Annotated in this window: 22 protein-coding genes, 2 tRNA genes and 2 other annotated features; of the genes, 1 reads left to right on the top strand and 23 read right to left on the bottom strand. The window is 46.0% G+C overall.

Features of this window, described 5'->3' with window-relative positions; all coding sequences use genetic code 11:
- Positions 1 to 10: 10 nt before the first annotated feature.
- The 22 genes from rpoB to DESDI_RS01955 form a co-directional block, all read right to left on the bottom strand.
- Positions 11 to 3,358, bottom strand: a complete 3,348-nt coding sequence (gene rpoB, locus DESDI_RS02065) for a DNA-directed RNA polymerase subunit beta (protein WP_041219212.1) — start codon at positions 3,356 to 3,358, stop codon at positions 11 to 13.
- 587 nt (positions 3,359 to 3,945) lie between these two features.
- On the bottom strand, positions 3,946 to 4,320 hold the full coding sequence (gene rplL, locus DESDI_RS02060) for a 50S ribosomal protein L7/L12 (protein ID WP_015260976.1): 375 nt from the start codon (positions 4,318 to 4,320) through the stop codon (positions 3,946 to 3,948).
- 173 nt (positions 4,321 to 4,493) lie between these two features.
- On the bottom strand, positions 4,494 to 5,024 hold the full coding sequence (gene rplJ, locus DESDI_RS02055) for a 50S ribosomal protein L10 (protein ID WP_015260975.1): 531 nt from the start codon (positions 5,022 to 5,024) through the stop codon (positions 4,494 to 4,496).
- Between the two features lie 32 nt (positions 5,025 to 5,056).
- Positions 5,057 to 5,188, bottom strand: a sequence feature (ribosomal protein L10 leader region).
- A 66-nt stretch (positions 5,189 to 5,254) separates the two neighbouring features.
- Positions 5,255 to 5,947 (bottom strand): 50S ribosomal protein L1, encoded by a 693-nt coding sequence (rplA, locus tag DESDI_RS02050; protein ID WP_015260974.1) that lies wholly within the window; start codon positions 5,945 to 5,947, stop codon positions 5,255 to 5,257.
- Between the two features lie 49 nt (positions 5,948 to 5,996).
- On the bottom strand, positions 5,997 to 6,425 hold the full coding sequence (gene rplK, locus DESDI_RS02045; protein WP_015260973.1) for a 50S ribosomal protein L11: 429 nt from the start codon (positions 6,423 to 6,425) through the stop codon (positions 5,997 to 5,999).
- Positions 6,426 to 6,456: 31 nt separating this feature from the next.
- Positions 6,457 to 6,984 carry a transcription termination/antitermination protein NusG gene (nusG, locus tag DESDI_RS02040; RefSeq protein ID WP_015260972.1) on the bottom strand — a complete coding sequence of 176 codons (528 nt, stop codon included), beginning with the start codon at positions 6,982 to 6,984 and terminating at the stop codon, positions 6,457 to 6,459.
- A 74-nt stretch (positions 6,985 to 7,058) separates the two neighbouring features.
- Positions 7,059 to 7,277 (bottom strand): preprotein translocase subunit SecE, encoded by a 219-nt coding sequence (gene secE, locus DESDI_RS02035; protein ID WP_015260971.1) that lies wholly within the window; start codon positions 7,275 to 7,277, stop codon positions 7,059 to 7,061.
- Positions 7,278 to 7,431: 154 nt separating this feature from the next.
- Positions 7,432 to 7,581: a 50S ribosomal protein L33 gene (gene rpmG, locus DESDI_RS02030; RefSeq protein WP_015260970.1), complete on the bottom strand. Its 150-nt coding sequence runs from the start codon at positions 7,579 to 7,581 to the stop codon at positions 7,432 to 7,434.
- Positions 7,582 to 7,671: 90 nt separating this feature from the next.
- A complete protein-coding gene (locus DESDI_RS02025; protein ID WP_015260969.1) occupies positions 7,672 to 8,175 on the bottom strand; it encodes a thermonuclease family protein in 504 nt (167 codons plus the stop codon).
- Positions 8,176 to 8,277: 102 nt separating this feature from the next.
- Positions 8,278 to 8,352, bottom strand: a tRNA-Met gene (locus DESDI_RS02020).
- Between the two features lie 42 nt (positions 8,353 to 8,394).
- Positions 8,395 to 8,478 (bottom strand) — tRNA-Tyr (locus DESDI_RS02015).
- A gap of 102 nt (positions 8,479 to 8,580) precedes the next feature.
- On the bottom strand, positions 8,581 to 9,234 hold the full coding sequence (gene sigH / locus DESDI_RS02010; RefSeq protein ID WP_015260968.1) for an RNA polymerase sporulation sigma factor SigH: 654 nt from the start codon (positions 9,232 to 9,234) through the stop codon (positions 8,581 to 8,583).
- A 272-nt stretch (positions 9,235 to 9,506) separates the two neighbouring features.
- Positions 9,507 to 10,244, bottom strand: coding sequence for a 23S rRNA (guanosine(2251)-2'-O)-methyltransferase RlmB (rlmB, locus tag DESDI_RS02005; RefSeq protein ID WP_015260967.1), 738 nt, complete (start codon positions 10,242 to 10,244; stop codon positions 9,507 to 9,509).
- 864 nt (positions 10,245 to 11,108) lie between these two features.
- Complete coding sequence (gene thyX / locus DESDI_RS01995; protein WP_015260966.1) at positions 11,109 to 11,780, bottom strand: FAD-dependent thymidylate synthase; 672 nt, start codon at positions 11,778 to 11,780, stop codon at positions 11,109 to 11,111.
- Positions 11,781 to 11,934: 154 nt separating this feature from the next.
- Positions 11,935 to 12,417, bottom strand: a complete 483-nt coding sequence (locus DESDI_RS01990; RefSeq protein WP_041219209.1) for a Mini-ribonuclease 3 — start codon at positions 12,415 to 12,417, stop codon at positions 11,935 to 11,937.
- A gap of 95 nt (positions 12,418 to 12,512) precedes the next feature.
- Positions 12,513 to 13,946 carry a cysteine--tRNA ligase gene (cysS, locus tag DESDI_RS01985; protein WP_015260964.1) on the bottom strand — a complete coding sequence of 478 codons (1,434 nt, stop codon included), beginning with the start codon at positions 13,944 to 13,946 and terminating at the stop codon, positions 12,513 to 12,515.
- A gap of 4 nt (positions 13,947 to 13,950) precedes the next feature.
- The gene (gene cysE, locus DESDI_RS01980; RefSeq protein WP_015260963.1) at positions 13,951 to 14,619 is read right to left on the bottom strand and encodes a serine O-acetyltransferase; all 669 of its coding nucleotides are present in this window, start codon (positions 14,617 to 14,619) and stop codon (positions 13,951 to 13,953) included.
- Between the two features lie 62 nt (positions 14,620 to 14,681).
- Positions 14,682 to 14,889: a binding site (T-box leader), on the bottom strand.
- Positions 14,890 to 15,061: 172 nt separating this feature from the next.
- On the bottom strand, positions 15,062 to 16,519 hold the full coding sequence (gene gltX, locus DESDI_RS01975) for a glutamate--tRNA ligase (protein WP_015260962.1): 1,458 nt from the start codon (positions 16,517 to 16,519) through the stop codon (positions 15,062 to 15,064).
- 15 nt (positions 16,520 to 16,534) lie between these two features.
- The gene (ispF, locus tag DESDI_RS01970; protein ID WP_015260961.1) at positions 16,535 to 17,014 is read right to left on the bottom strand and encodes a 2-C-methyl-D-erythritol 2,4-cyclodiphosphate synthase; all 480 of its coding nucleotides are present in this window, start codon (positions 17,012 to 17,014) and stop codon (positions 16,535 to 16,537) included.
- 204 nt (positions 17,015 to 17,218) lie between these two features.
- Entirely contained in the window at positions 17,219 to 17,905 is a 687-nt protein-coding gene (gene ispD / locus DESDI_RS01965) for a 2-C-methyl-D-erythritol 4-phosphate cytidylyltransferase (protein ID WP_015260960.1), read from the bottom strand.
- Positions 17,898 to 19,067: a PIN/TRAM domain-containing protein gene (locus tag DESDI_RS01960; RefSeq protein WP_015260959.1), complete on the bottom strand. Its 1,170-nt coding sequence runs from the start codon at positions 19,065 to 19,067 to the stop codon at positions 17,898 to 17,900. The genes ispD and DESDI_RS01960 overlap by 8 nt, the downstream gene beginning before the upstream one ends.
- 82 nt (positions 19,068 to 19,149) lie before the next feature.
- Positions 19,150 to 19,626 (bottom strand): CarD family transcriptional regulator, encoded by a 477-nt coding sequence (locus DESDI_RS01955; RefSeq protein ID WP_015260958.1) that lies wholly within the window; start codon positions 19,624 to 19,626, stop codon positions 19,150 to 19,152.
- A 182-nt stretch (positions 19,627 to 19,808) separates the two neighbouring features.
- On the opposite strand from DESDI_RS01955, the gene DESDI_RS01950 reads away from it, so the two are divergent.
- The gene (locus DESDI_RS01950) at positions 19,809 to 20,201 is read left to right on the top strand and encodes a nucleoside triphosphate pyrophosphohydrolase family protein (protein WP_015260957.1); all 393 of its coding nucleotides are present in this window, start codon (positions 19,809 to 19,811) and stop codon (positions 20,199 to 20,201) included.
- A gap of 95 nt (positions 20,202 to 20,296) precedes the next feature.
- Here the strand turns inward: DESDI_RS01950 and radA are convergent, their stop codons facing one another.
- The gene (gene radA / locus DESDI_RS01945) at positions 20,297 to 21,646 is read right to left on the bottom strand and encodes a DNA repair protein RadA (RefSeq protein WP_015260956.1); all 1,350 of its coding nucleotides are present in this window, start codon (positions 21,644 to 21,646) and stop codon (positions 20,297 to 20,299) included.
- Positions 21,647 to 21,837: the final 191 nt, after the last annotated feature.

The raw sequence follows: 21,837 nt of genomic DNA, 5'->3' as shown, positions 1-21,837 counted from the left end.
TCACCCGGGTCTATTCCAAGTCGTCCTCATCAAAGCTAGGAGCTTCCTCTTCGATCACTTCGTCCTCTTCATCAGAGAACTCCTCCGCTTCTCCTTCACGAGCACTATGAGCTATAGGAGCTGGTAGTTCCTCGTGAAGATCGATGCCTAGCTCTTTCGCTGTCTCAGTGACATCTTCTTCGATCTCGCGGATTTCAATCTCTTCATCATCTTCGGAGAGAACACGAACATCCAAGCATAAGCTTTGCAATTCTTTAATGAGAACTTTAAAGGATTCCGGAACACCCGGTTCAGGGATATTCTCACCTTTGACGATGGCCTCATAGGTCTTAACCCGACCGACCACGTCATCGGACTTGACAGTAAGAATTTCTTGTAGGGTATAGGCCGCCCCATAAGCTTCCAGAGCCCAAACCTCCATCTCCCCGAAACGCTGACCGCCGAATTGAGCTTTACCGCCCAAAGGCTGCTGCGTAACCAAGCTGTAAGGTCCTGTGGAACGAGCATGGATCTTATCGTCTACCAAATGGTGCAGTTTCAAGAAGTACATATATCCGACAGTAATTTTATTGTCGAAGGGTTCTCCTGTCCTACCGTCATAAAGAACGGATTTACCGTCTTCAGGCAGTCCGGCTTTTTTCAACGTCTCAAATACATCGGCTTCCGTAGCTCCGTCAAAGACCGGGGTAGCAACACGAATTCCGAGAGCTTTAGCCGCCCGACCAAGGTGAGTTTCCATAACCTGCCCGATGTTCATCCGGGAGGGAACACCCAACGGGTTCAAGACGATTTCTACTGGGGTACCGTCCGGTAGGAAGGGCATATCCTCTTGCTTCATGATGCGTGAGATAACCCCTTTGTTTCCGTGACGTCCGGCCATTTTATCCCCCACGGAGATTTTCCGTTTTTGAGCGATATAAACACGAACCAATTCATTGACCCCAGGAGCCAGTTCGTCTCCGTTTTCACGGGTAAAGACTTTAACATCGACGATCTTACCGGCCTCACCGTGAGGTACCCGGAGGGAAGTATCACGAACTTCACGGGCTTTTTCACCGAAGATGGCTCTCAGGAGGCGCTCTTCGGCAGTTAGCTCAGTTTCACCCTTCGGTGTAACCTTACCAACTAGAATATCCCCAGGGCGAACCTCCGCACCAATGCGGATAATACCTCGTTCGTCCAAGTCTTTCAGAACATCTTCTCCCACATTAGGAATATCGCGAGTGATTTCCTCAGGTCCTAGTTTGGTATCCCGAGCATCGGCTTCGTATTCTTCAATATGAATGGAAGTATAATAATCTTCCTTAACCAGCTTTTCGCTGATCAAGATAGCATCCTCGTAGTTATAGCCTTCCCAGGTCATAAAGGCAATCAGCACGTTGCGACCGAGAGCCAGTTCACCATGATCCGTAGAAGGGCCATCTGCAACGATTTGGCTAGCCTCTACCCGCTCACCCTTTAGAACGATAGGGCGTTGATTGATACAGGTTCCTTGGTTGGAGCGCAGGTATTTCAACAATTTATGCTTTTCTAAGGTTCCGCCATCGTGACGAATTATGACCTCCTCGGCAGTGGCACGCTCAATGGTACCTGCCTTGGTGGCTAAGACACAGACTCCGGAATCCTTGGCTGCCTTGTACTCCATTCCCGTTCCCACATAAGGAGCATCGGTGCGCAAAAGAGGTACCGCCTGCCGCTGCATGTTGGCACCCATCAGGGCACGGTTGGCATCATCATGCTCTAAGAAGGGAATCAAAGCGGTCCCGATGGAAACCATTTGCTTCGGAGAAACGTCCATATAGTCAATTCGTTCGGGTGCCACTAGGACGAAGTCAGGACCATGACGACCATCAATCTTATCGTCAATAAAGGTGCCGTCCTCTGTTAAGGGCGCATTGGCCTGTGCCACAACGAATTTCTCTTCCTCATCAGCCGTCAGATAGTCAATCTGATCAGTCACTCGACTATTGACCACCTTGCGATAGGGTGCTTCGACAAATCCATAAGGGTTAATCCGACCATAGGTACTCAAGGAACCAATCAAGCCGATATTAGGACCTTCAGGGGTCTCAATCGGACACATCCGTCCATAGTGCGAGAAGTGAACGTCACGAACTTCAAAACCGGCCCGCTCACGACTCAAACCACCAGGTCCCAAGGCACTGAGACGACGCTTATGGGTCAGCTCAGCCAATGGGTTGGTCTGATCCATAAACTGGGACAACTGGCTGCTGCCGAAGAATTCTTTAATAGCGGCGACAACCGGACGAATGTTGATGAGAACCTGCGGGGTGATGACATCCACGTCTTGAATTGTCATCCGTTCCCGAACCACCCGCTCCATACGGGATAAGCCAATCCTGAATTGATTCTGGAGTAGCTCACCAACTGAGCGGAGTCGACGATTGCCGAGATGATCGATATCATCCTTATGACCTTCCCCAGCCATCAGATTCAGCATGCGACGCAAGGAAGCGATAATGTCTTCCTTAGTCAAATGATGGACCTCTTTGGGAATGTCAAGGTTTAATTTCTTATTTAATTTATAGCGACCAACCTTCGCTAGGTCATAACGTTTGGCATCAAAGAATAAAGCTTCTAAGAGAGAGCGCGCACTATCCACGGTCGGAGGTTCGCCCGGACGCAGACGTTTGTAAATCTCAACTAGTGCTTCCTCGGTGGATTCCGTATTATCCCTTTCTAGAGTAATTCGGATATGCTCATTATCATCAAACAGCTCAGTGATCTGACCATTGGTAGCATAGCCCAAGGCCCGAATTAAGACGGTGGCCGGAAGTTTACGGGTTCTGTCCACACGAACAAAGATATTATCATTGACGTCGGTCTCAAATTCTAACCAAGCCCCGCGGTTGGGAATGACAGTGGCACCATAGATCTTCTTACCGCTGGGATCAATACTTTCAGCATAATAAACTCCGGGAGAACGAACCAGCTGGCTAACGATAACCCGCTCTGCTCCGTTAATGATGAAGGTTCCCTTGGTGGTCATCAAAGGAAAATCTCCCATGAAGACCTCTTGCTCCTTCACTTCTCCTGTCTCCTTATTAATGAGACGAACTTTGACACGCAGTGGTGCAGCATAGGTTACGTCGCGTTCTTTACACTCTTCCACTTCGTATTTGGGCTCTCCTAAGCTATAGTCAATAAATTCCAATACGAGATTTCCCGTGAAATCTTGAATGGGAGAAATGTCCCGAAACATCTCTCTTAAGCCCTCATCGAGAAACCACTGATAAGAGTTTTGTTGAATTTCGATTAAATTTGGCATGTCGAGAACTTCTCGAATTCTGGAATAGCTCCAGCGTTCCCGCGTCCCTACCTTAACAGGATAGAACATGTACGCTTCACCCCTCAAGTGTGATGTCCTCGCCCGAGGATATAGGAAACTTACTTCTGACGGAGTAGTATGACTCCCTCAGACAATATAGTGACACAAACAGCCAAAAGCAAGGCCTCATTTGTAAAACCTCGCTTCACTGTCTATGGAGATCCCTTTTGCGTGATAGTCTCAATCAAATGACAATCTCCCCATCGTCACCTTTATTTAGTATCCAATGAAATCTTTCCATTGAAATGTTACTGTCTGGAAGTGTATGGATAAATAGACCATTTTATGTACAGTAACAATTATTAAGGATATCAATATTATTCCTCAATGTCAAGGGGAATTGATTCTTTCTTTGCTATATTTTGGTCCGTAATCCGTATTTATTCTTCCATTATACCTATATCTATTGAGAAATTCAATCTAATAGCCGGTTCCGCTTCCTCCTTCGACGTTTTCAGCGGGAAGATTTAAGTGACACTATTCGTTTCGTGTAACACTTCTCGTGTCAAGAGTATTACAAGAGCAATCAGAGCGTTTACTGAAATAAAAAAGAAGCCCTCCACAGTGGAGAGCTCCTTTTTTTGTCTATGGTTAAATTATTTAACTTCGACAGTTGCACCAGCTTCGGTGAGCTTAGCTTTGACAGCTTCAGCATCGTCTTTGCCGACTTTTTCTTTAACAGGCTTTGGAGCTCCGTCAACGAGTTCTTTAGCTTCTTTCAAGCCAAGACCGGTGATTTCACGAACAACTTTGATGACGTTGATTTTGGCAGCGCCAGCATTCATGAGGATAACATCGAATTCTGTTTGCTCTTCAGCAGCGGCAGGAGCAGCAGCACCAGGAGCAGCAGCTACAGCAACAGGAGCAGCAGCACTTACACCAAATTCTTCTTCGAAAGCTTTGACGAGCTCAGCAAGCTCGAGTACAGTTAAGCCTTTTACGGCTTCGAGAATTTCAGCAGTTTTAGACATTGAAATTTTCCTCCCTAATATCACTTCAAATTATTTTTTTGAATCATCTTAGAATCCATTATTTATTCAGCTACGATACCATCTGGGCAGTGCCCGGCATCCTAACCAGAACATCGTACCTCAAAACACGCACATCGATGGTCAAACATCGATTCTCGTACTTCGAATCTTGCTTATGCTTGGGCCTCTTTAAGCTTACGCACTTCTTCCAAGGCATAACCCATTTTGCGGATCGGTCCTTGAAGTACATTGGCCATGCCAACGAGGGGTGCTTGCATTCCTCGTAGGACTTGGGCAAGCAGAACTTCGCGAGAAGGCAGTTCAGCTAAAGCTTTCACACCTGCTTCATCAATGACTTTTCCTTCAACCACACCCGCTTTAATAGCGAATGTCTTAACCTTTGTCGCCTTAAGAAATTCAGCTAATACTTTAGCAGGAGCCACCGGATCAGCACTGAACGCAACGGCTGTAGGTCCTTCAAGATATCCATCTAAACCTTCAATACCGACTTCATGAGCTGCACGGCGCACCATGGTGTTTTTTAAGACGCGGTAGTCTACACCAGCTTCACGCAATTGAGCACGTAATTGTGTGACTTGGGCAACGGTCAAACCGCGATAATCGGCGAGAACAACCCCTGTTGAGTTTTGGAACTTTTCCTTAATCTCAGCAACCACCAGTGCTTTTTCTTCGATATTTGGCATTTAAGTCCACCTCCTTCCGAACGATACGACTCACACTCATTAAAAAACCTCCGCTTGACTGCAGAGGTTAAGAAGGCCCAATAATTTAAGGCTATCTCTTCAACCTCGGCAGGATATTAAGCTACAAGAGCCCCTGCTGTCTACAGTGGAAGGCTATTCAATTCGTTTAGAGTATATCTCATCTATGCAAACCTGTCAAGAAACATTCCAAACATTATGTGGAATGCAAATTACAGTGCTTTGACTGGGCTAATCCGAACTCCAGGTCCCATGGTAGAGGACACTGTTGCGCTACGGACATATTGACCCTTCGCAGCAGCCGGCTTTGCTTTAAGCAAGGTCTCTGCCAGAACTTTATAGTTCTCAAAGAGTTGCTCTTCGCTAAAGGATACTTTGCCGATTGGAGCATGAATGATACCGGCTTTGTCAGCACGATATTCAATCTTACCAGCTTTGATCTCTTTGACAGCCTTTTCAACATCAAATGTTACAGTACCGGTTTTAGGGTTTGGCATAAGTCCTTTAGGACCGAGCACACGACCCAGTTTACCGACCATACCCATCATATCTGGTGTTGCCACAACGACATCAAAATCAAACCAACCTTGCTCAATTTTGGCGATCATGTCTTCAGCACCAACAAAATCTGCACCAGCAACCTCTGCTTCCTTAGCTTTTTCGCCTTTAGCGAAAACTAAGACGCTACGAGTTTTACCGGTTCCATGGGGAAGCACAATAGCTCCACGGATTTGTTGATCGGCATGACGTGTATCAATACCGAGCTTAATTGCTACTTCGACAGTCTCGTCAAACTTTGCTTTAGCAACCTTTTTAACGATAGCTAACGCTTCAGCTGGCTCATAAAGAGCAGCACGGTCATAAGCTTTAACCGCTTCTTGATAGTTTTTTCCTACTTTGGCCATTCTTTAACCTCCTAGTGGTTCTTCGGGACTAGCCCTCCCACTTAAATATTTAACCTTCGACGATAGTGATTCCCATACTGCGTGCAGTGCCTTCAATCATGCTCATAGCTGCTTCAACACTTGCTGCATTGAGATCCTTCATCTTGGTTTCAGCGATTTCGCGAACCTTGGTTTTGCTGACTTGAGCCACTTTTTTACGGTTAGGCTCTGCAGAACCCGACTCAATGTTGGCTGCCTTCTTTAATAAGATAGATGCCGGGGGAGTTTTGGTAATAAAGGTAAAGGATCGGTCTTCATAAACGGTAATTTCAACCGGAATAATCAGTCCCGCTTGATCCTTAGTGCGCTCGTTGTATTCTTTGCAGAAGGCCATAATGTTGACCCCGTGCTGACCAAGAGCTGGACCAACCGGAGGTGCCGGATTTGCTTTACCTGCGTTGATAGCTAGTTTTACCAAACCAACGACTTTCTTTGCCATAGTTACACCTCCTTAATAGGGTAATTACTAGTTAGTCGACTTTTTCGACCTGTGCAAAATCAAGTTCTACCGGTGTTTCCCGTCCAAACATCGAGACAGAAACCCGGAGCTTTCCTTTATCTCCAAGGATTTCACCAACAATAGCGATAAAATCCTTAAAAGGACCAGAGGTAACACGCACGCTTTGACCTACCGAATAATCCACCCGCGTACGGACTTCTTCTACACCCATTTGGCGCAAGATGGCTTGAACTTCATGGTCTAATAGGGGTATTGGTTTCGCACCGGTTCCGACAAAGCCAGTCACACCCGGAGTATTGCGCACCACATACCACGAATCGTCCGTCATATCCATTTCCACCAGGACATAGCCTGGGAAAACCTTACGCTTGGCGATTTTCTTTTTCCCATTTTTGATTTCAATCTCATCTTCCATAGGAACAAGAACACGGAAGATCTTATCCTCCATATTCATAGACTCTACGCGTTTTTCAAGATTAGTCTTCACCTTATTCTCGTAGCCAGAATAAGTGTGAATAACATACCAGTTCTTAGTCATATTTCGAACAGGAACCTCCAATACAAGGCCCCAAAACAACTTGCCAAAAGTATTTGGGCAACCTGTTTGAGTACCTATCCGAGAATCTTAGTTACAAAAATACTAAATCCACTGTCTACAATCCATAGCAAAACAGCTACGAAAGCAACAGCGATGAGGACCACTCCTGTGTAAGTCAAAAGCTGTTTACGGTCTGGCCAGTGTACTTTCTTAAGTTCACTCCATACTCCTTTGAAGTACTCTAACTGCTTCTCTTTTCCAGGAGCATTCGTTTGCTTTTTAACTGCGCCCATCCAATCACTTCCTTACAACTCTGAGTCACCAATACTGACAACGCAGCCCGGCGTACAGACATTTGGCAAATACAATCAACAATACTTAGCGATTGCCTTAGTTGCTTTAATCTTTCAGACAGTACAAAGAAATTAACCCCTGCAAAGCACTTGCTTACTTGGTTTCTTTGTGAGATGTGTGGGACTTGCAAAACTTACAATACTTTTTAACTTCTAAACGGTCCGGATTGTTTTTCTTATTCTTTATAGAAGCATAATTCCGGTTTTTACATTCGGTACAAGCTAAAGTAATGCCAACACGCATTTACGAACACCTCCCTGGGCACGACTAAAAAATCCGCATTCAATCCATGCTCATAATACATTATCACATGAAAATTAGCATGTCAAGATTTTATTCCCAGATCCCTTTCCGCTGCCTTTGAGCCTCTTTCTGCAGCGCCATAAAATCTTCAACATATTTCACATTGGGTGGATAAGTAGCTACAGTAGCATGCCCTTCGCGAAGAAGAAGTTTGTTAACCATTTCTCCGTTGAGGTAGACATAGGCGAGAAGTCTATCATACTTATCCCGCTCTTCCACATCCAGTTCAAGCTCCACTTTTTTATCATCCAGTAAATTCCGAGTAAACTCTGCAGCTACTTTTCCATAGGGTACAACACGATCAGGATTGTTGGGAACGGATTCAGGGGTATCGATACCGATGAGCCGTACTCTTTCTATTTGCCCTTCCATCCTCAGTATGATTGTATCCCCGTCAACAACCCGTTCTACTGTATAGGGTCCTGTTACTAGCGTTTCCGCATCTTTTTCCGGATTCCCATCAAGATCAGCGATTGCCACGAACAAGGCGATCAAGCAAACAAGTCCCACAGACAGTATTTTTCTACTACTCATATCAACTCACCACAATCCATTGTTTCTTTTAAACAGGCATTAATATCTATGTTCGCCATCTAAAAATGGCTTCCGGAATTCTCCGAAAGCCCTTAGTTTACTTGGTTGCGGGAGCCGGATTTGAACCGACGACCTTCGGGTTATGAGCCCGACGAGCTACCGCTGCTCCATCCCGCGACGATAATCAATAGTGGAGGCATGAATTTCAAAATTAGAGTTTGGTGGGTAGGGATGGATTCGAACCACCGTACCTTTCGGAACAGATTTACAGTCTGCCGCCTTTAACCACTCGGCCACCTACCCTAAATCGAAGCACTTATTTATTATATACTATTTACTCGAAAAAATACACCTTTATTTAAATAAAATAAAAAACCGACTAAATCAGTCGGTCAACTATTCCATTTAGCCATCGCGACGTTCTAAATAGCGCTCAAGTTTCCTTTTAACTCTTTGAAGAGCATTATCAATGGATTTTACGTGTCTATGTAGATCTACAGCAATTTCTTGATATGATTTTCCTTCCAAGTAAGCCATAAGTACTTTCCACTCTAAGGAACTGAGAATTTCGCCCATCTTTTCTTCGATATCATCGAATTCTTCTTGGCTAATGATTAATTCCTCAGGATCGGTTATTTTTGTGCCCGAAATTACATCCAGCAAGGTTCTATCCGAATCTTCGTCATAAATTGGCTTATTTAGGGACACATAAGAATTCAAAGGGATATGCTTTTGTCTGGTTGCAGTCTTAATCGCTGTGATAATCTGGCGAGTTATGCACAGCTCCGCAAAAGCTCGAAAAGAGGAGAGCTTGTCACCACGGAAATCTCGAATTGCTTTGTAGAGCCCAATCATTCCCTCTTGGATAATATCTTCACGATCTGCCCCAATGAGGAAGTATGATCTTGCTTTTGCTCTGACAAAGTTCTTGTACTTATTAATTAAATATTCCTGTGCTAAACAATCACCGTTTTTGGCCAGCTCTACGACTTCTTCATCCACTATGACTTCAATCGTGTCGCACTCTACCAACACTTCAAGTTGGGCGTTTACTGTCAAAGCGTTCCCTCCCGTATCATGGTGATGAAGATATTTCATTAAGTATCGCTATTGCTCTTGTCCGCATGAACATTACTATTATACCTTGGGAAATTCAGAAGCGTCAAGGCGAAGTTTTAGATGTTCTGTCGTCTCATGTACTCTACAAGCTGAGTCTGGGTTAATTGGACTAGGGCCTTTGTATTATAGGACCCATTTTACCCTGTCCTATGTCTCAATTCGGTAACTATTGGTATGGCCCTGATGCAATTATGAAATAAACGATTTAATCCCTATTTTCCGCTCCGCTGACGGACAACTTCATATAATAAAATGGATCCGGCGACACTGGCATTTAAAGAATTAATCTGACCCCTCATGGGAAGGCTTATTATTTCATCACAGGTTTCCTTGACCAGTCGGCTCAAGCCCTTTCCTTCACTGCCTACAACAATCACTCTAGGGCCTGTAAGATCTGAGCGATAAACCTCAGTTCCACCTGCTTCGGCTCCAGACACCCAACAACCAGCCTTTTGGAGGTCCTTTAAGGTCTGGACTAAGTTCCCTACCCGAGCTACCAAGACATGCTCTATGGCACCTGCAGAAGTCTTAGCTACGGTTGAGGTAAGCGATACGCTACGGCGCTTCGGGATAATCACCCCGTGGACTCCAGCTGCATCGGCAGTCCGAATGAGAGCACCTAGATTATGAGGATCTTCTACTTCATCCAGAACAAGGATAAAGAGATCTTCTTCCTTTTCTTTTGCCAAAGCTAGGATGTCCTCCACCTCAGCATATTCTCGAGGAGAGGCGTAAGCTAAAACACCTTGATGCTTGGCTTTCTCTGTCAAGCGGTCCAAGGCGACTTTGTCGACAAATTGGAAGGGAATTTGCTGCCCTCGAGCATGGCTAACCATGTCTTGGAAGCGACCGCCAGTGCCTTCTGATTGGAAGAGCAGTTTGTTGACGGGCTTACCTGATTGGAGGAGTTCCCAGACGGCGTTACGGCCGTATACGATTTCTTCGTTCATGCGTTAGGGTCAGTCCTTTCATTAGCCTCCGTTTGAGGCGTTTGGGTAGAAGAGCATTTTGTCGTAATTCTCCAGGATTTTGTTTTACCCCGCTCACTCCGTAAGCTGCGCGCACCCGTTCTAATCGCTCAACCTATCCACTGCGTCTGGTTCCACGCTAAATCGCCATCCCGAAAAGCGGGCGAGCTTTTCGCACTTGTTTGGCTCTCTAGCGTGTTGGAAACGTCCTGTTTCCAACCAGACTCCGTGGTTAGATTTTCGCGAAGAACGGGTAGCTGCTCGCTTAAAGCCGTTCTCTCCGCTAAAACAAAATCCTTGGGTTTGCTCACACGGTATAGAACTTGCAACGAAGCAACTCAAAATACTGCAGATAGACTAAGAGCCAAAGGCGATTTTAGTACCCGAGCAGATAAGGAAACTTGTCATTCTAGTAAGGGATACCTTTGCCGTTCATGCGTTCGTTTAGTAAGAATATGTAACTTGTTTAGTGTCTTACAAAGAATTACTTAAAGCCTTGAAAGCCTACCTAGATAACCTTCAGAGATAACCCAAGGATTTTGATTTACAAGAGTGAGCGACTTTTAAGCGAGCGGAAACAAAACTTCGCGAAAAGCATGCAGCGGAATCGGGTTGGAAACAGGACGTTTCCAACCGGCTACGAGAACAAGTGCGAAAGCAGTGCTTTCGAGGAGCCGATTTAGCCGGGACGAAAGCCGGATGAGGCTTTCGCCCAAGCCGCAACGCCACAGACGAAAACTTAGCGGCGCAGGTACCGATGGAGCGGAGAGCTTGAGCGATTAGTTTTGTCCGCGCAGCTTACCGAGTGAGCGGGGTAAAACAAAATCCTGGAGACCCCTCACGAAGCTACTTCCTAAGCCCCTTTATCCGCCCACAACTCATAGCCCCTTCGTGACAAACGCCTTGAGTAACGCAAGTCGGGCCGGCTTGCCCAAAGACATTAGGAGCCACTTCCCGTGCGAGCTCGAGCATTCTTTCAGCGAGGATGCGAATCTCCCATTGGGCGCGCATGCAGGTTCTATGTTCGAAGAAGTTCATTAAGGAGCGTGCATTAAAGGTTGCCATTAAAGAGGTGGTGCAGGCGTTGGGCAGGATATAGCGCGCATCTTCTGCCGGAGCTACGTCCAGTAAGGCCTGGTATTCCTCTTGGAGAGTGTTCATAACCTTTTCAAAACGCTCTAGAGCTTGGGGATTTCTACGAATGCTAGGGGGAGTGACAAATTCAAAGCCACTTTCTTTAACATATCGCTGGGAGCGTTGTGAATAGCTAGCGATCCGATGGCGAACCAATTGATGGGACAAAGCCCGGGATACACCATCGATGGAGAATTGAAAGCTAATGTGCTCAAAGGGTGAAAGATGGCCCATGGAGCGCAATTTTTGGACAAAGTCGGCCACCTTTTCATCATCTAATCGTTCCAGTAACTCGGGAACAGGATCAGGCGAGTAACATAAACGAGCTGCCGCCGCAATGACTTTCTCCGGGTCCGGGGTGTATTGAATCAGTTCAACGTTCAATTCTCTCTCCTCCTAACTTCCTCTCTAAATCTCTCAAATCTCTCTAAGTCCCTCGAAGTCTATCTATGTACCTCGAAATCTCTCTAAGTTCCTCGATAACCTCTTAAAACCTTTCCCAATAGTATTAAGGGTTTACACTTTATTCCGTATCATTTTAACAATCCATCTCATCCATCACGGATTGCCCACTTTGGACCGGTTCATCGCTGGCAGCATCATCATCTTTGAGGCTATTACCGCTTGGCTTTTCCTCATCACCTTCAATAATGAGCTCGTCCACCTGTTCAAAAGCCCAAAGCATTCGTTCCGTCCTGTCTGTGAGCTGCCAGAAGCCTACAAGGGCCTCAAAGGCAGTGGCATGGCGGTAGGTCACTACATCTGTGCTTTTCGGATGACCTCCTTTAGCATTTCTCCCGCGATGGACTACGGATGTTTCCTGCTCGTCCAAGTGAGGAAGTATTTGATGAAGGAGCTTGGCTTGGGTTGCAGCACGAACATATTTGGTAGCGAAGTGATGGAGATCATTTACCTTTTCATGACCACTGTTGAGGAGATGTGTCCTAACCCAAAGTTCATAGACAGCATCCCCCAGATAGGCTAGGGTAAGGGCATTCATTTCCTGCCAGGATCTTGGCATGGGTTCGGGCAGAACGCCCTCCCTCCTTTCTATACTCACCATTGTTTTTCAATCTATAATCTATCGAATTCTGTCGACTCGGCTACTTATCCACCCTATTTGATTGTCCAGCGCGCACCTTGGGGGGTATCCTCGAGGACAATTCCTAGATCTTTTAGGCGATCCCGAATGAGGTCGGACATCTCCCAGTCTTTCTTCTTCCGTGCGATAGCCCGCACTTCTAAGAGCAGGTCCATGACCTGATCCAGTTTTTCATTTCCGGCTTCCGCGCTGTTGGCAGGATGAGCGAGGTCAAAGCCCAGAACATCAGCTAACTCCCAAAGGGTAGCTCGGGCTTTTTGGAGGCCAGCCGAGCCGTATGGATAAGCTTGAACATGGGCGTTAATGACTTTGCCAAGCTCAAATAGGCTCGCATAAGCTAAAGCGGAGTTAAAGTCGTCGTCCATGGCACTCTCAAACTCGCGCTGCGCTTCTTCTGCGGCAGCAATTAGCTTCTGGTCATTCGCTTCATCTGCAGGTTTTTCCCCATGGCGCCCAAGAGCCTCATCGGCCAGGCGAATGCTGGTTTGCAAACGTTCCAGACCTTTCTGGGCCATCTGCAGGTTCTCATCATCAAAATCCAACGGACTGCGATAATGGGTGCCCAAAAGATAGAAACGGATAACTTCCCCAGAGAAATGTTCTAAGATTTCCCGGACCGTAAAGAAATTACCTAAGGATTTAGACATTTTCTGCTGATTGATAGTTAGGAAGGCATTATGCATCCAGTAACGAGCGAAGGTCTCCCCGTGAAGGTAGCCTTCCGATTGAGCGATTTCATTCTCATGATGAGGAAACACTAAATCACCGCCGCCGCCATGGATATCAAAGCCCGCCCCCAGATATTTGAGGGACATGGCGGTGCACTCTATATGCCAACCCGGACGACCTTTTCCCCAAGGACTTTCCCAAAAGGGTTCCCCCGGTTTAGCACTCTTCCACAGGGCAAAATCCATCGGATTGTGCTTACGTTCCTCTACTTCTACTCGAGCTCCAGCTTGCATATCCTCAAAGTTCCGTCCCGAGAGCTTTCCGTAATCAGGGAGCTTATCCACAGCGAAATACACGTCACCCTCCACAGCGTAGGCTAAGCCAGACTCTTCCAGACCTTTGATAATCTCAATCATCTCCGGTATATGATCCGTAGCCTTAGGGTGAATGGTTGCGGTCATTAAATTCAGGGCCTTGGCGTCTTTAAAGTACTCTTCAATATATTTTTGGGCCAACTCTAAGGGATCTATACCCTCTTCGTTACCCCGGTTAATGATTTTATCATCAATATCCGTAAAGTTCTGCACAAAGGTGACATCATAACCCTTATACATCAGATAACGACGAATCATATCAAAGACAACGAGCATCCGTCCATTCCCGACATGGAAGTAGTTGTACACAGTGGGGCCACAGGTGTACATGGCCACCTTGCCTTTCTCCCGGGGTTTAAACTCTTCTTTCTGGTGGCTCATTGTATTAAATAGTCTCAGTGGCATGAATTCAACTCTCCTTTTCTGCTAGTTTCTTCTCCAACATCTCCACACGTCGAACTAAATAGAGAAGGGTTTCTTGATCGGGATCTGGCATTTCTTCGACCCGAATCTCTTTGTTACAGATGTTTTTCGTGCGCAATTGCAGTTCTTTCATGGGGACCCCGTGCTGAACGACTACTTTGCCAGGTATGCCAACCACCGTCGTGTTACCGGGTACAGGTTTTGTAACCACCGAACCCGCACCTATTTTAACATTATCACCAATTTTCACGGAGCCTAGTATTTTTGCACCAGATCCTATAAATACATTATTCCCAATGGTGGGGTGTCTTTTGCCTTTTTCTTTACCGGTTCCACCTAAGGTTACCCCTTGGTAGATCGTCACATTATTCCCTATCTCTGCTGTCTCACCAATGACCACACCCATGCCGTGATCGATGAAGAGTCCCTGTCCGATTTTGGCACCGGGATGAATCTCAATCCCCGTAAAAAAACGCGAAGTTTGGGAGATTAAGCGCGGCAACAGGACCATTTTCTTTTTGAATAAATAATGGGCAAACCGGTGGGCTATCAAGGCATGCAGGCCAGGATAGCAAAAAATAATCTCCACTATGCTTTTGGCTGCCGGATCACGTTCGCTTATCGCTTGGATGTCTTGCTTCACTTGGCGGAACATTATTAATCACCTTCAATCAAAAAATCGGATAGGATATAAAGATATAAAAAAGAAACCCTTCGTCCAGAGACGAAAGGTTTCCGCGGTTCCACTCTGATTGAACAGTTTCCCGTTCCACTCATGGCCTTAACGCAGCCTTACGGAGAATGGCCTAGCCATTCATCTCACGCTCCGGGATGCACTTCAAAAGATCCTTGGGGATGGTTTCCACCTGCTCCATCCTCTCTTGAGCAAAGGACTCTTCTTACTCTTTCCCTTCATCACGCTACCTACATATAATCGTTGCACAAAATGCAGATCTCTGTTTTCCAAATTATAAACGTTGCATTATATGCAATGAGGTTCCTGTTGTAAGTATAGAGAATCAAAAGAATGGTGTCAATATACGAAACATACCTTAAAGGATGAAATTGTTGAGATGATTTATTCAAGGCCTGGTGCGTTATCCCAACAGCTTCTTCGACCCTTCTAAACGACTCATTACATTGTCCAGCCCTAAGAGAGGTACGATATCGTAAAGCTCTGGTCCATGCATTTGCCCGGTCAAAGCAATTCGAATCGGCATAAAGACTTGCTTTCCACCTAATTTTAACTCTTTTGTCACCTGCTTGAACAAGGGCTTGACCGTATCCACCGTGATTTCATCTAAGCTTTTTAACTTCTCTACAAAAAGGTCTAAGACAGAGGTCACTTGTTCCCCTTGGAGAATTTCTAAGGCTTCACCTTCCGGAGCAGGAGCCTCTCCACCTCGGACATAGTGAATATAATCCTTGACTTGAGCCAGGTAATCCAGATGATTGATGATGGCTTGAACATAGCGGGTCGCCCAAGCTCGATCCGTGTCCGAGATTTCTTCGCGAGGGATGATTCCTACCTCTTGCAAATACGGTAGGGCGAGATCCGTCAAGCGCTCAGGATCAGCCTTTTTGATATAATGAGCGTTCATATAATTTAATTTATTAAGATCAAAAACCGCCGGGCTCTTGGAGACCCGATCGAGAGAGAAGGCCTGAATCATTTCTTCAAGGGTGAAAAACTCTTCCTCTCCAGCAGGAGACCATCCCATCAGAGCAATGAAGTTCGCGACCGCTTCTGGCAAATATCCTTTTCCCTGATAATCGATAACAGCTGTATCCCCATCCCGTTTGCTCATTTTTTTCCCTTCAGTGTTGAGGATCAAGGAGACATGAGCAAATTCTGGTGGGGTAAGCCCTAAGGCCTGGTAGATAAGAATTTGCCGAGGAGTATTGGAAAGATGCTCTTCCCCGCGAATAACATGGGTCACCTTCATGGTCATATCGTCAATGACCACCGCAAAATTATAGGTAGGAATACCGTCGGATTTTACAATGACATAATCCCCGATTCCGTCACTTTCAAAAATGACCTCGCCCCGGACCCGATCGCGGATCACAATCTGCTGCCCTTCAGGCACCCGGAAACGAACCACCGGCTTACGGCCAGCCGCTTCGTATTTCTGACGATCTTCGTCTGTAAGATGTCGGCATTTACCTAGATAACGAGGGGTATCCCCTTTGGCGATTAATTCCTGACGCTCTTGCTCCAGCTCTTCTTCCGAACAATAGCAATGATAAGCATCGCCACTGGCCATGAGCTTGTCCGTGTATTCGTGATAAAGGGCTAGGCGCTCGGTTTGTCGATACGGTCCGTTGTCGCCACCCACTTCGATTCCTTCATCCCACTGGATATTCAACCAGCGTAAGGCTTCGAGGATATTATGTTCCGATTCCCGACTGGATCGCTCTAAGTCTGTATCTTCACTGCGCACGATAAATACCCCATTTTCCTTACGGGACAACAAATAGTTAAAAAGAGCGGAACGTGCACCGCCGATATGTAAGGGCCCCGTTGGGCTGGGGGCAAAACGAACTTTAAGCATAGATATCCTTCCTCCTTAGACATTCTTAACTAGAAGCACCACAGCCTGAGAACTCATTCCTTCTTCTCTACCTTCGAAGCCTAGGTGTTCTGTGGTGGTGGCTTTTACTGAGACACTCCCCAGATCCATCTTAAGAGCGCGAGCTAAATTCTCGCGCATTTGTGGTATATGGGGAGCGAGTTTTGGGCGTTGGGCCGCGATGATGCAATCTATATTACCGATTTTATAGCCACTTTCCGCCATTAGTCCCATGACTAGTTCGAGTAGCTTTATACTGGAGATCCCCCGATATTGCTCATCAGTATCTGGGAAATGTTTTCCCAAGTCACCCAAGGCCAAGGCTCCGAGAAGCGCATCCATGATAGCATGTGTGAGAACATCGGCATCAGAATGACCCTGCAACCCCTTTTCATGAGGAATCTCGATTCCACCCAATATCAGCGGACGGCCTTCCATCAGAGCATGAACATCGTAACCAATCCCTACTCTAAGCATCAATCAGACTCCTTAACCTTATTTAATATGATTTAGTACATTTAATATTTTGGCCTTATTCGCTTATTTGCTGCGATTCTCGAACCAAGTGTTTTTAGTATGTTTCTTTTACTCTAACTGAAGCATCACTAAAATGATTCAAGGTGAATGCAAGCGAATCAAGGGACCTGTCCCCGTTATTCACGTATTCATGTTATTCACTTTTCAGCGCTTGGCTAGGATGCTTTCGGCTAAGTCCAAATCCTCTGGGGTCGTGACCTTAATATTCTCTAATGATCCCATAAGAGTTTGAACGGGGTGACCCAGCCATTCTACTAAGGCTGCATCATCCGTTGCCATATATCCTGACTCGACAGCCCTTTGATGGGCTTCTTCAAGAAGAACCCGATCAAAGACTTGCGGGGTCTGGACGGCCCTGAGGGTGTCACGAGGAGGGGTCTCGAGGACTTTGCCCTGAGAATCCACCTTCTTGATCGTATCCTTGACCGGAATCGCCATAATTGCCGCCCTAAATTTTTCCGCCTCTGTCAAAAAACGGTTTAATTCTTGACATGTCAAAAGGGGGCGAGCCCCATCATGGACCGCCACCCTTTGGATTAACGGGCTGAGAGCCTTTAGCCCCGCAGATACTGATTCTTGACGTTCTTTGCCACCGATAACGATGGAAGAAACCTTTTGCAATCCCTCGGCTTCAACTAACTCACCGATAGTTTGCAGATCCTCTCGGGAGGCGACAATAACTATTTCACTGATTAGCTCAGATTGTTCAAAGAGAGCTAGGGTATGTGCGAGAAGCGGTCGTCCCCGTAAAGGAATGAATTGCTTATGGATTGATGCTCCCATGCGCTTTCCTTGACCTGCAGCAGGGATTACAACACCCAGCTTAACCAAGGGCATCCACCTCATTCGTCGCTGACAGGCCAATCGACTTTTTTTCATGGAGGGCTTTCGGTTTAGCGAAAATCATGCGTCCTGCAGCAGTCTGCAAAACACTGGTGACTAACACAGTTATAGTTTGTCCCATATATCTGCGACCGGTATCAACCACGATCATGGTGCCATCATCCAAGTAGGCTACCCCTTGGCCGGGTTCCTTGCCCTCCTTCATCACTTGAACTTCCATCTCTTCTCCAGGAAGTACGATGGGCTTGACCGCATTGGCCAGTTCATTGATATTGAGGACCTTTACCCCTTGTAACTCCGCCACCTTATTGAGGTTATAGTCATTGGTGAGAATCGGCGCGCCAAGATTTTGCCCTAAGCGAACCAATTTACTATCCACTTCCGCGATATCCTCAAAATCCACTTCCATGATTTCCACATTGTTGGCTAACCTTTCTTTGGAAATCTGGTTCAGGATATCCAGCCCTCGGCGACCACGATTGCGCTTTAAGAGATCTGATGAGTCTGCGATATGCTGCAGTTCTTCAAGAACAAAGCCTGGGATGAGAAGCGTACCCTCAAGAAAGCCGGTCTGGACGATGTCCGCGATGCGCCCATCGATAATCACACTCGTGTCCAAGATTTTATAATTGAGGGCAGAAGCATCTGAGCCTTGCCTTAGATGCCCATCTTTACCTTTACCCTTATCCCCTTTGTCCCCCTTAAATCTCGGAAGAAAATTGAAAAAGCCAAATATTTCTTCTTTGCGTTTAACTCCAATAATCAAGCCTAAGTAACCTAATGAAGCACTTAGAATTATGGATATCACACTACCAATAATAGGGATGCCATTTAAGGCATTGCTTAATAAACTAGCAATTATAAGTCCGATGATAATACCAAGAGCACCACCAATTAACTCATGGGTGGGAACTTTGTTCATGCGAGCGTCAAACCATGTCATCATCTTTAAGAAACCTCGCATACTTGATGGAGCAATCAGGAACCCAACACCAGCGAAAATTACCGCCATCGCCACAAAGGACCAGATGGGAGAAATCGGCCATCCCAATGATTGCAATACATTAAGCCTCAATAGAATAGCATTAAGATAAAAACCTAACGCTCCAGCTAAAACCGTGATGATACCGCGTACAATTTTGCGAATCATCATTTCACCTCCTTTATTATTATTTTGGCTGAATTCTTTTTCCATTATACTCGCAATTACCATATATTTTCAATTCTAAAATTTAGGCAAGAAGTCCCTTTATTCGCTGCGTCATCTCGTCAGCTTTTACACCCTCGGCCAAAACCAATTCACTGACCATGATTTGACAGGCATTGTCATACATTTTTTTCTCTCCAGTCGAGAGACCTTTTTCATGATCCCTCTGAGAAAGACTGCGCACCACCTCCGCTATTGAATAAATATCGCCGCTCTTGATTCGATCCATATTGGCTCGATAGCGTCTATTCCAGGCTAAAACAGGAAGGGTGCTTTCATTCTCAAGAATCTTAAGCACCTGAGGTACCTCATCAGATGAAATCACTTCCCGAATACCTAGCTGGTTCACATTACTTAAAGGAATAAAAACCTTCATATTCCCGATCGGAATATTCATGACATAATAGTGATGGGACTCTCCAAGTACCTCTCTCTCTTCGATGGCTTCGATCACACCTGCTCCGTGCATAGGGTAAACTACTCTATCTCCGATACAAAACATTGAGATCCCCCCTTATACTCATTATAGCAACAATTGAATAAGGGGTCAAAAATTTTTTAATTATATCATAGACAAGCATCCCTGTCAATTTTTTGTTTTCCCTGGCAAGTATGTAGAAAATTGACAACTCTACCAACCGCTCGTTATAATTAAGGGGTCAGAAAGGAGTGAGGAAACTACTTATGGATAATCTCACAGATCGCTATCAAACTCTCGTGCAAACCCTCCTGATTCGTCACCAAAGCATCTTAGATATCATTACCAAAGGGCAGGAAACCTCCTCTCGAGTCAATCGAGCTGTGGTAAAGGCAGTGACCGATTGCGGCTGCTTAGGTATTGACGCCCATAAAAAGCCGATCCCGGAAGAGGCGAATATGAGTGACTTGAAGGATTTGCTCGACAGCCAAATTGATGGGAAGCTTTGCGAAAACTGCCAAGACATCATCGAGGCAGAACTAGGGGAACAATTCTTTTATATAGCTGCTTTAGCCAACACCTTGGATATATCCCTAAGCGAGGTCCTTGCGAAGCAAGAAAAGAAGCTCTCCACCCTGACCATCTTTAACCTCACCTAAGCCCACTCAATTCTGACGTACCTTTCCACACCCGACAATCAAGAACGAATATGAATTTTTACCGTATCTTTTTAAAGGTACGGTATTTGTTTTTTCTAAGGCTCAAACATTTCCTGAACTGCTTCTTCGACAGTTTTTACGGGAATAATCGTAAAACTTTGGGTGCCTTTTACAGCGGAAATATTGACTTGCGGGAGGATGCAGCCTTCAAAGCCTAATTTCATCGCCTCTTTCACCCGATTCTCAATCTGAGCAATTCCTCTCACTTCACCCGTAAGTCCTACTTCACCAATGAAGGCATAGCGCTTCAGAGGCCGATCTCGCATACTGGAGGCAATCGCTGCAATGCAGGCTAAATCAACTCCTGGCTCATCGATGCGTATCCCACCGGCAATATTGATGAACACATCCTGAGCTCCCAGATGGAAACCCACTTTTTTATCAAGCACCGCCAAAAGCATCAAGACCCGGTTGTAATCAATTCCCGTGGCCGTGCGACGAGGTGGTCCGTAGGTCGTTGGGGTGACCAAGGCTTGAATTTCTACTAACAGTGGTCGAGAGCCTTCCATGACCACCGCCACGGAGGATCCCGGTGCAGTGGAAGAGTTCTCTCCTAAAAAAACCCGAGAGGGATTGGGAACTTCAATCAAGCCATCTTCATGCATCTCAAATACCCCAATCTCATTGGTAGAACCAAAGCGATTTTTCACAGCCCTCAACAAACGGTACACATGATGGCGATCCCCTTCAAAATAGAGAACCGTATCTACAATATGCTCCAAGACCCGAGGTCCGGCAATGGCTCCTTCTTTTGTTACATGACCCACCAAAAAGATGGGGATTTCCTCCTCTTTGGCTAAGCGCATGAGGAAGGCAGCACCCTCACGGACCTGACTCACACTCCCTGCTGCTGCCTGCAGTTCTTCCAAGACCATGGTCTGAATAGAATCCACAATCAAGAGCCCCGGCTTCATAGCTATAGCTACATCCCTAATTACATCGAGTCGGGTCTCCGTCAGAATATGCAAGTGGGATTCAGTAATTCCTAAACGTTCTGCTCGCAGTTTGATCTGCTTTTCCGATTCTTCTCCGGAAATATAGAGGACATCCATCTTTTTTGCCAACAACCCGGCTGTTTGCAGAAGTAGGGTAGATTTACCAATCCCCGGTTCCCCACCTAAAAGAACGAAGGAACCCGGCACAATGCCTCCTCCTAAGACTCTGTTCAGCTCTTGGCAACCGGAGCTTACTCTTTCTTCTTCCTGAAGCTTAATCTCGGTCAACGGCGTCGCCCTAACCCCTGTGGAAGTGCGTTTAGAGGGGGAACGCTCCAAAATCTCCTCCACTAAGGTATTCCATTCCCCACAGCCTGGACATTTACCTAACCAACGAGCGCTTTCTTGCCCGCAGGCTTGACAAAAAAACCGCGTCTTTATCTTCGCCAAATGAGCGTCCGCCTTTCTCTAGCCACCGATCACCTCAGCCTTGCCTTCATAGGTCAATACGTTTGGTCATCGAGTTTTAAGTCCAAGTACCAATTTTAACTAAGTATTCGATAGTTCATCAGCAGAAAGTTCTAGGCTAACCCTGAAATTAGGCTAGCCTAGAATAGCATATTTTTATTTTACCATAACTC

Source organism: Desulfitobacterium dichloroeliminans LMG P-21439 (assembly GCF_000243135.2).
In the GTDB taxonomy this organism is placed as follows: Bacteria; Bacillota; Desulfitobacteriia; order Desulfitobacteriales; family Desulfitobacteriaceae; genus Desulfitobacterium; species Desulfitobacterium dichloroeliminans.
This window is presented reverse-complemented; position numbering and strand designations above follow the sequence as displayed.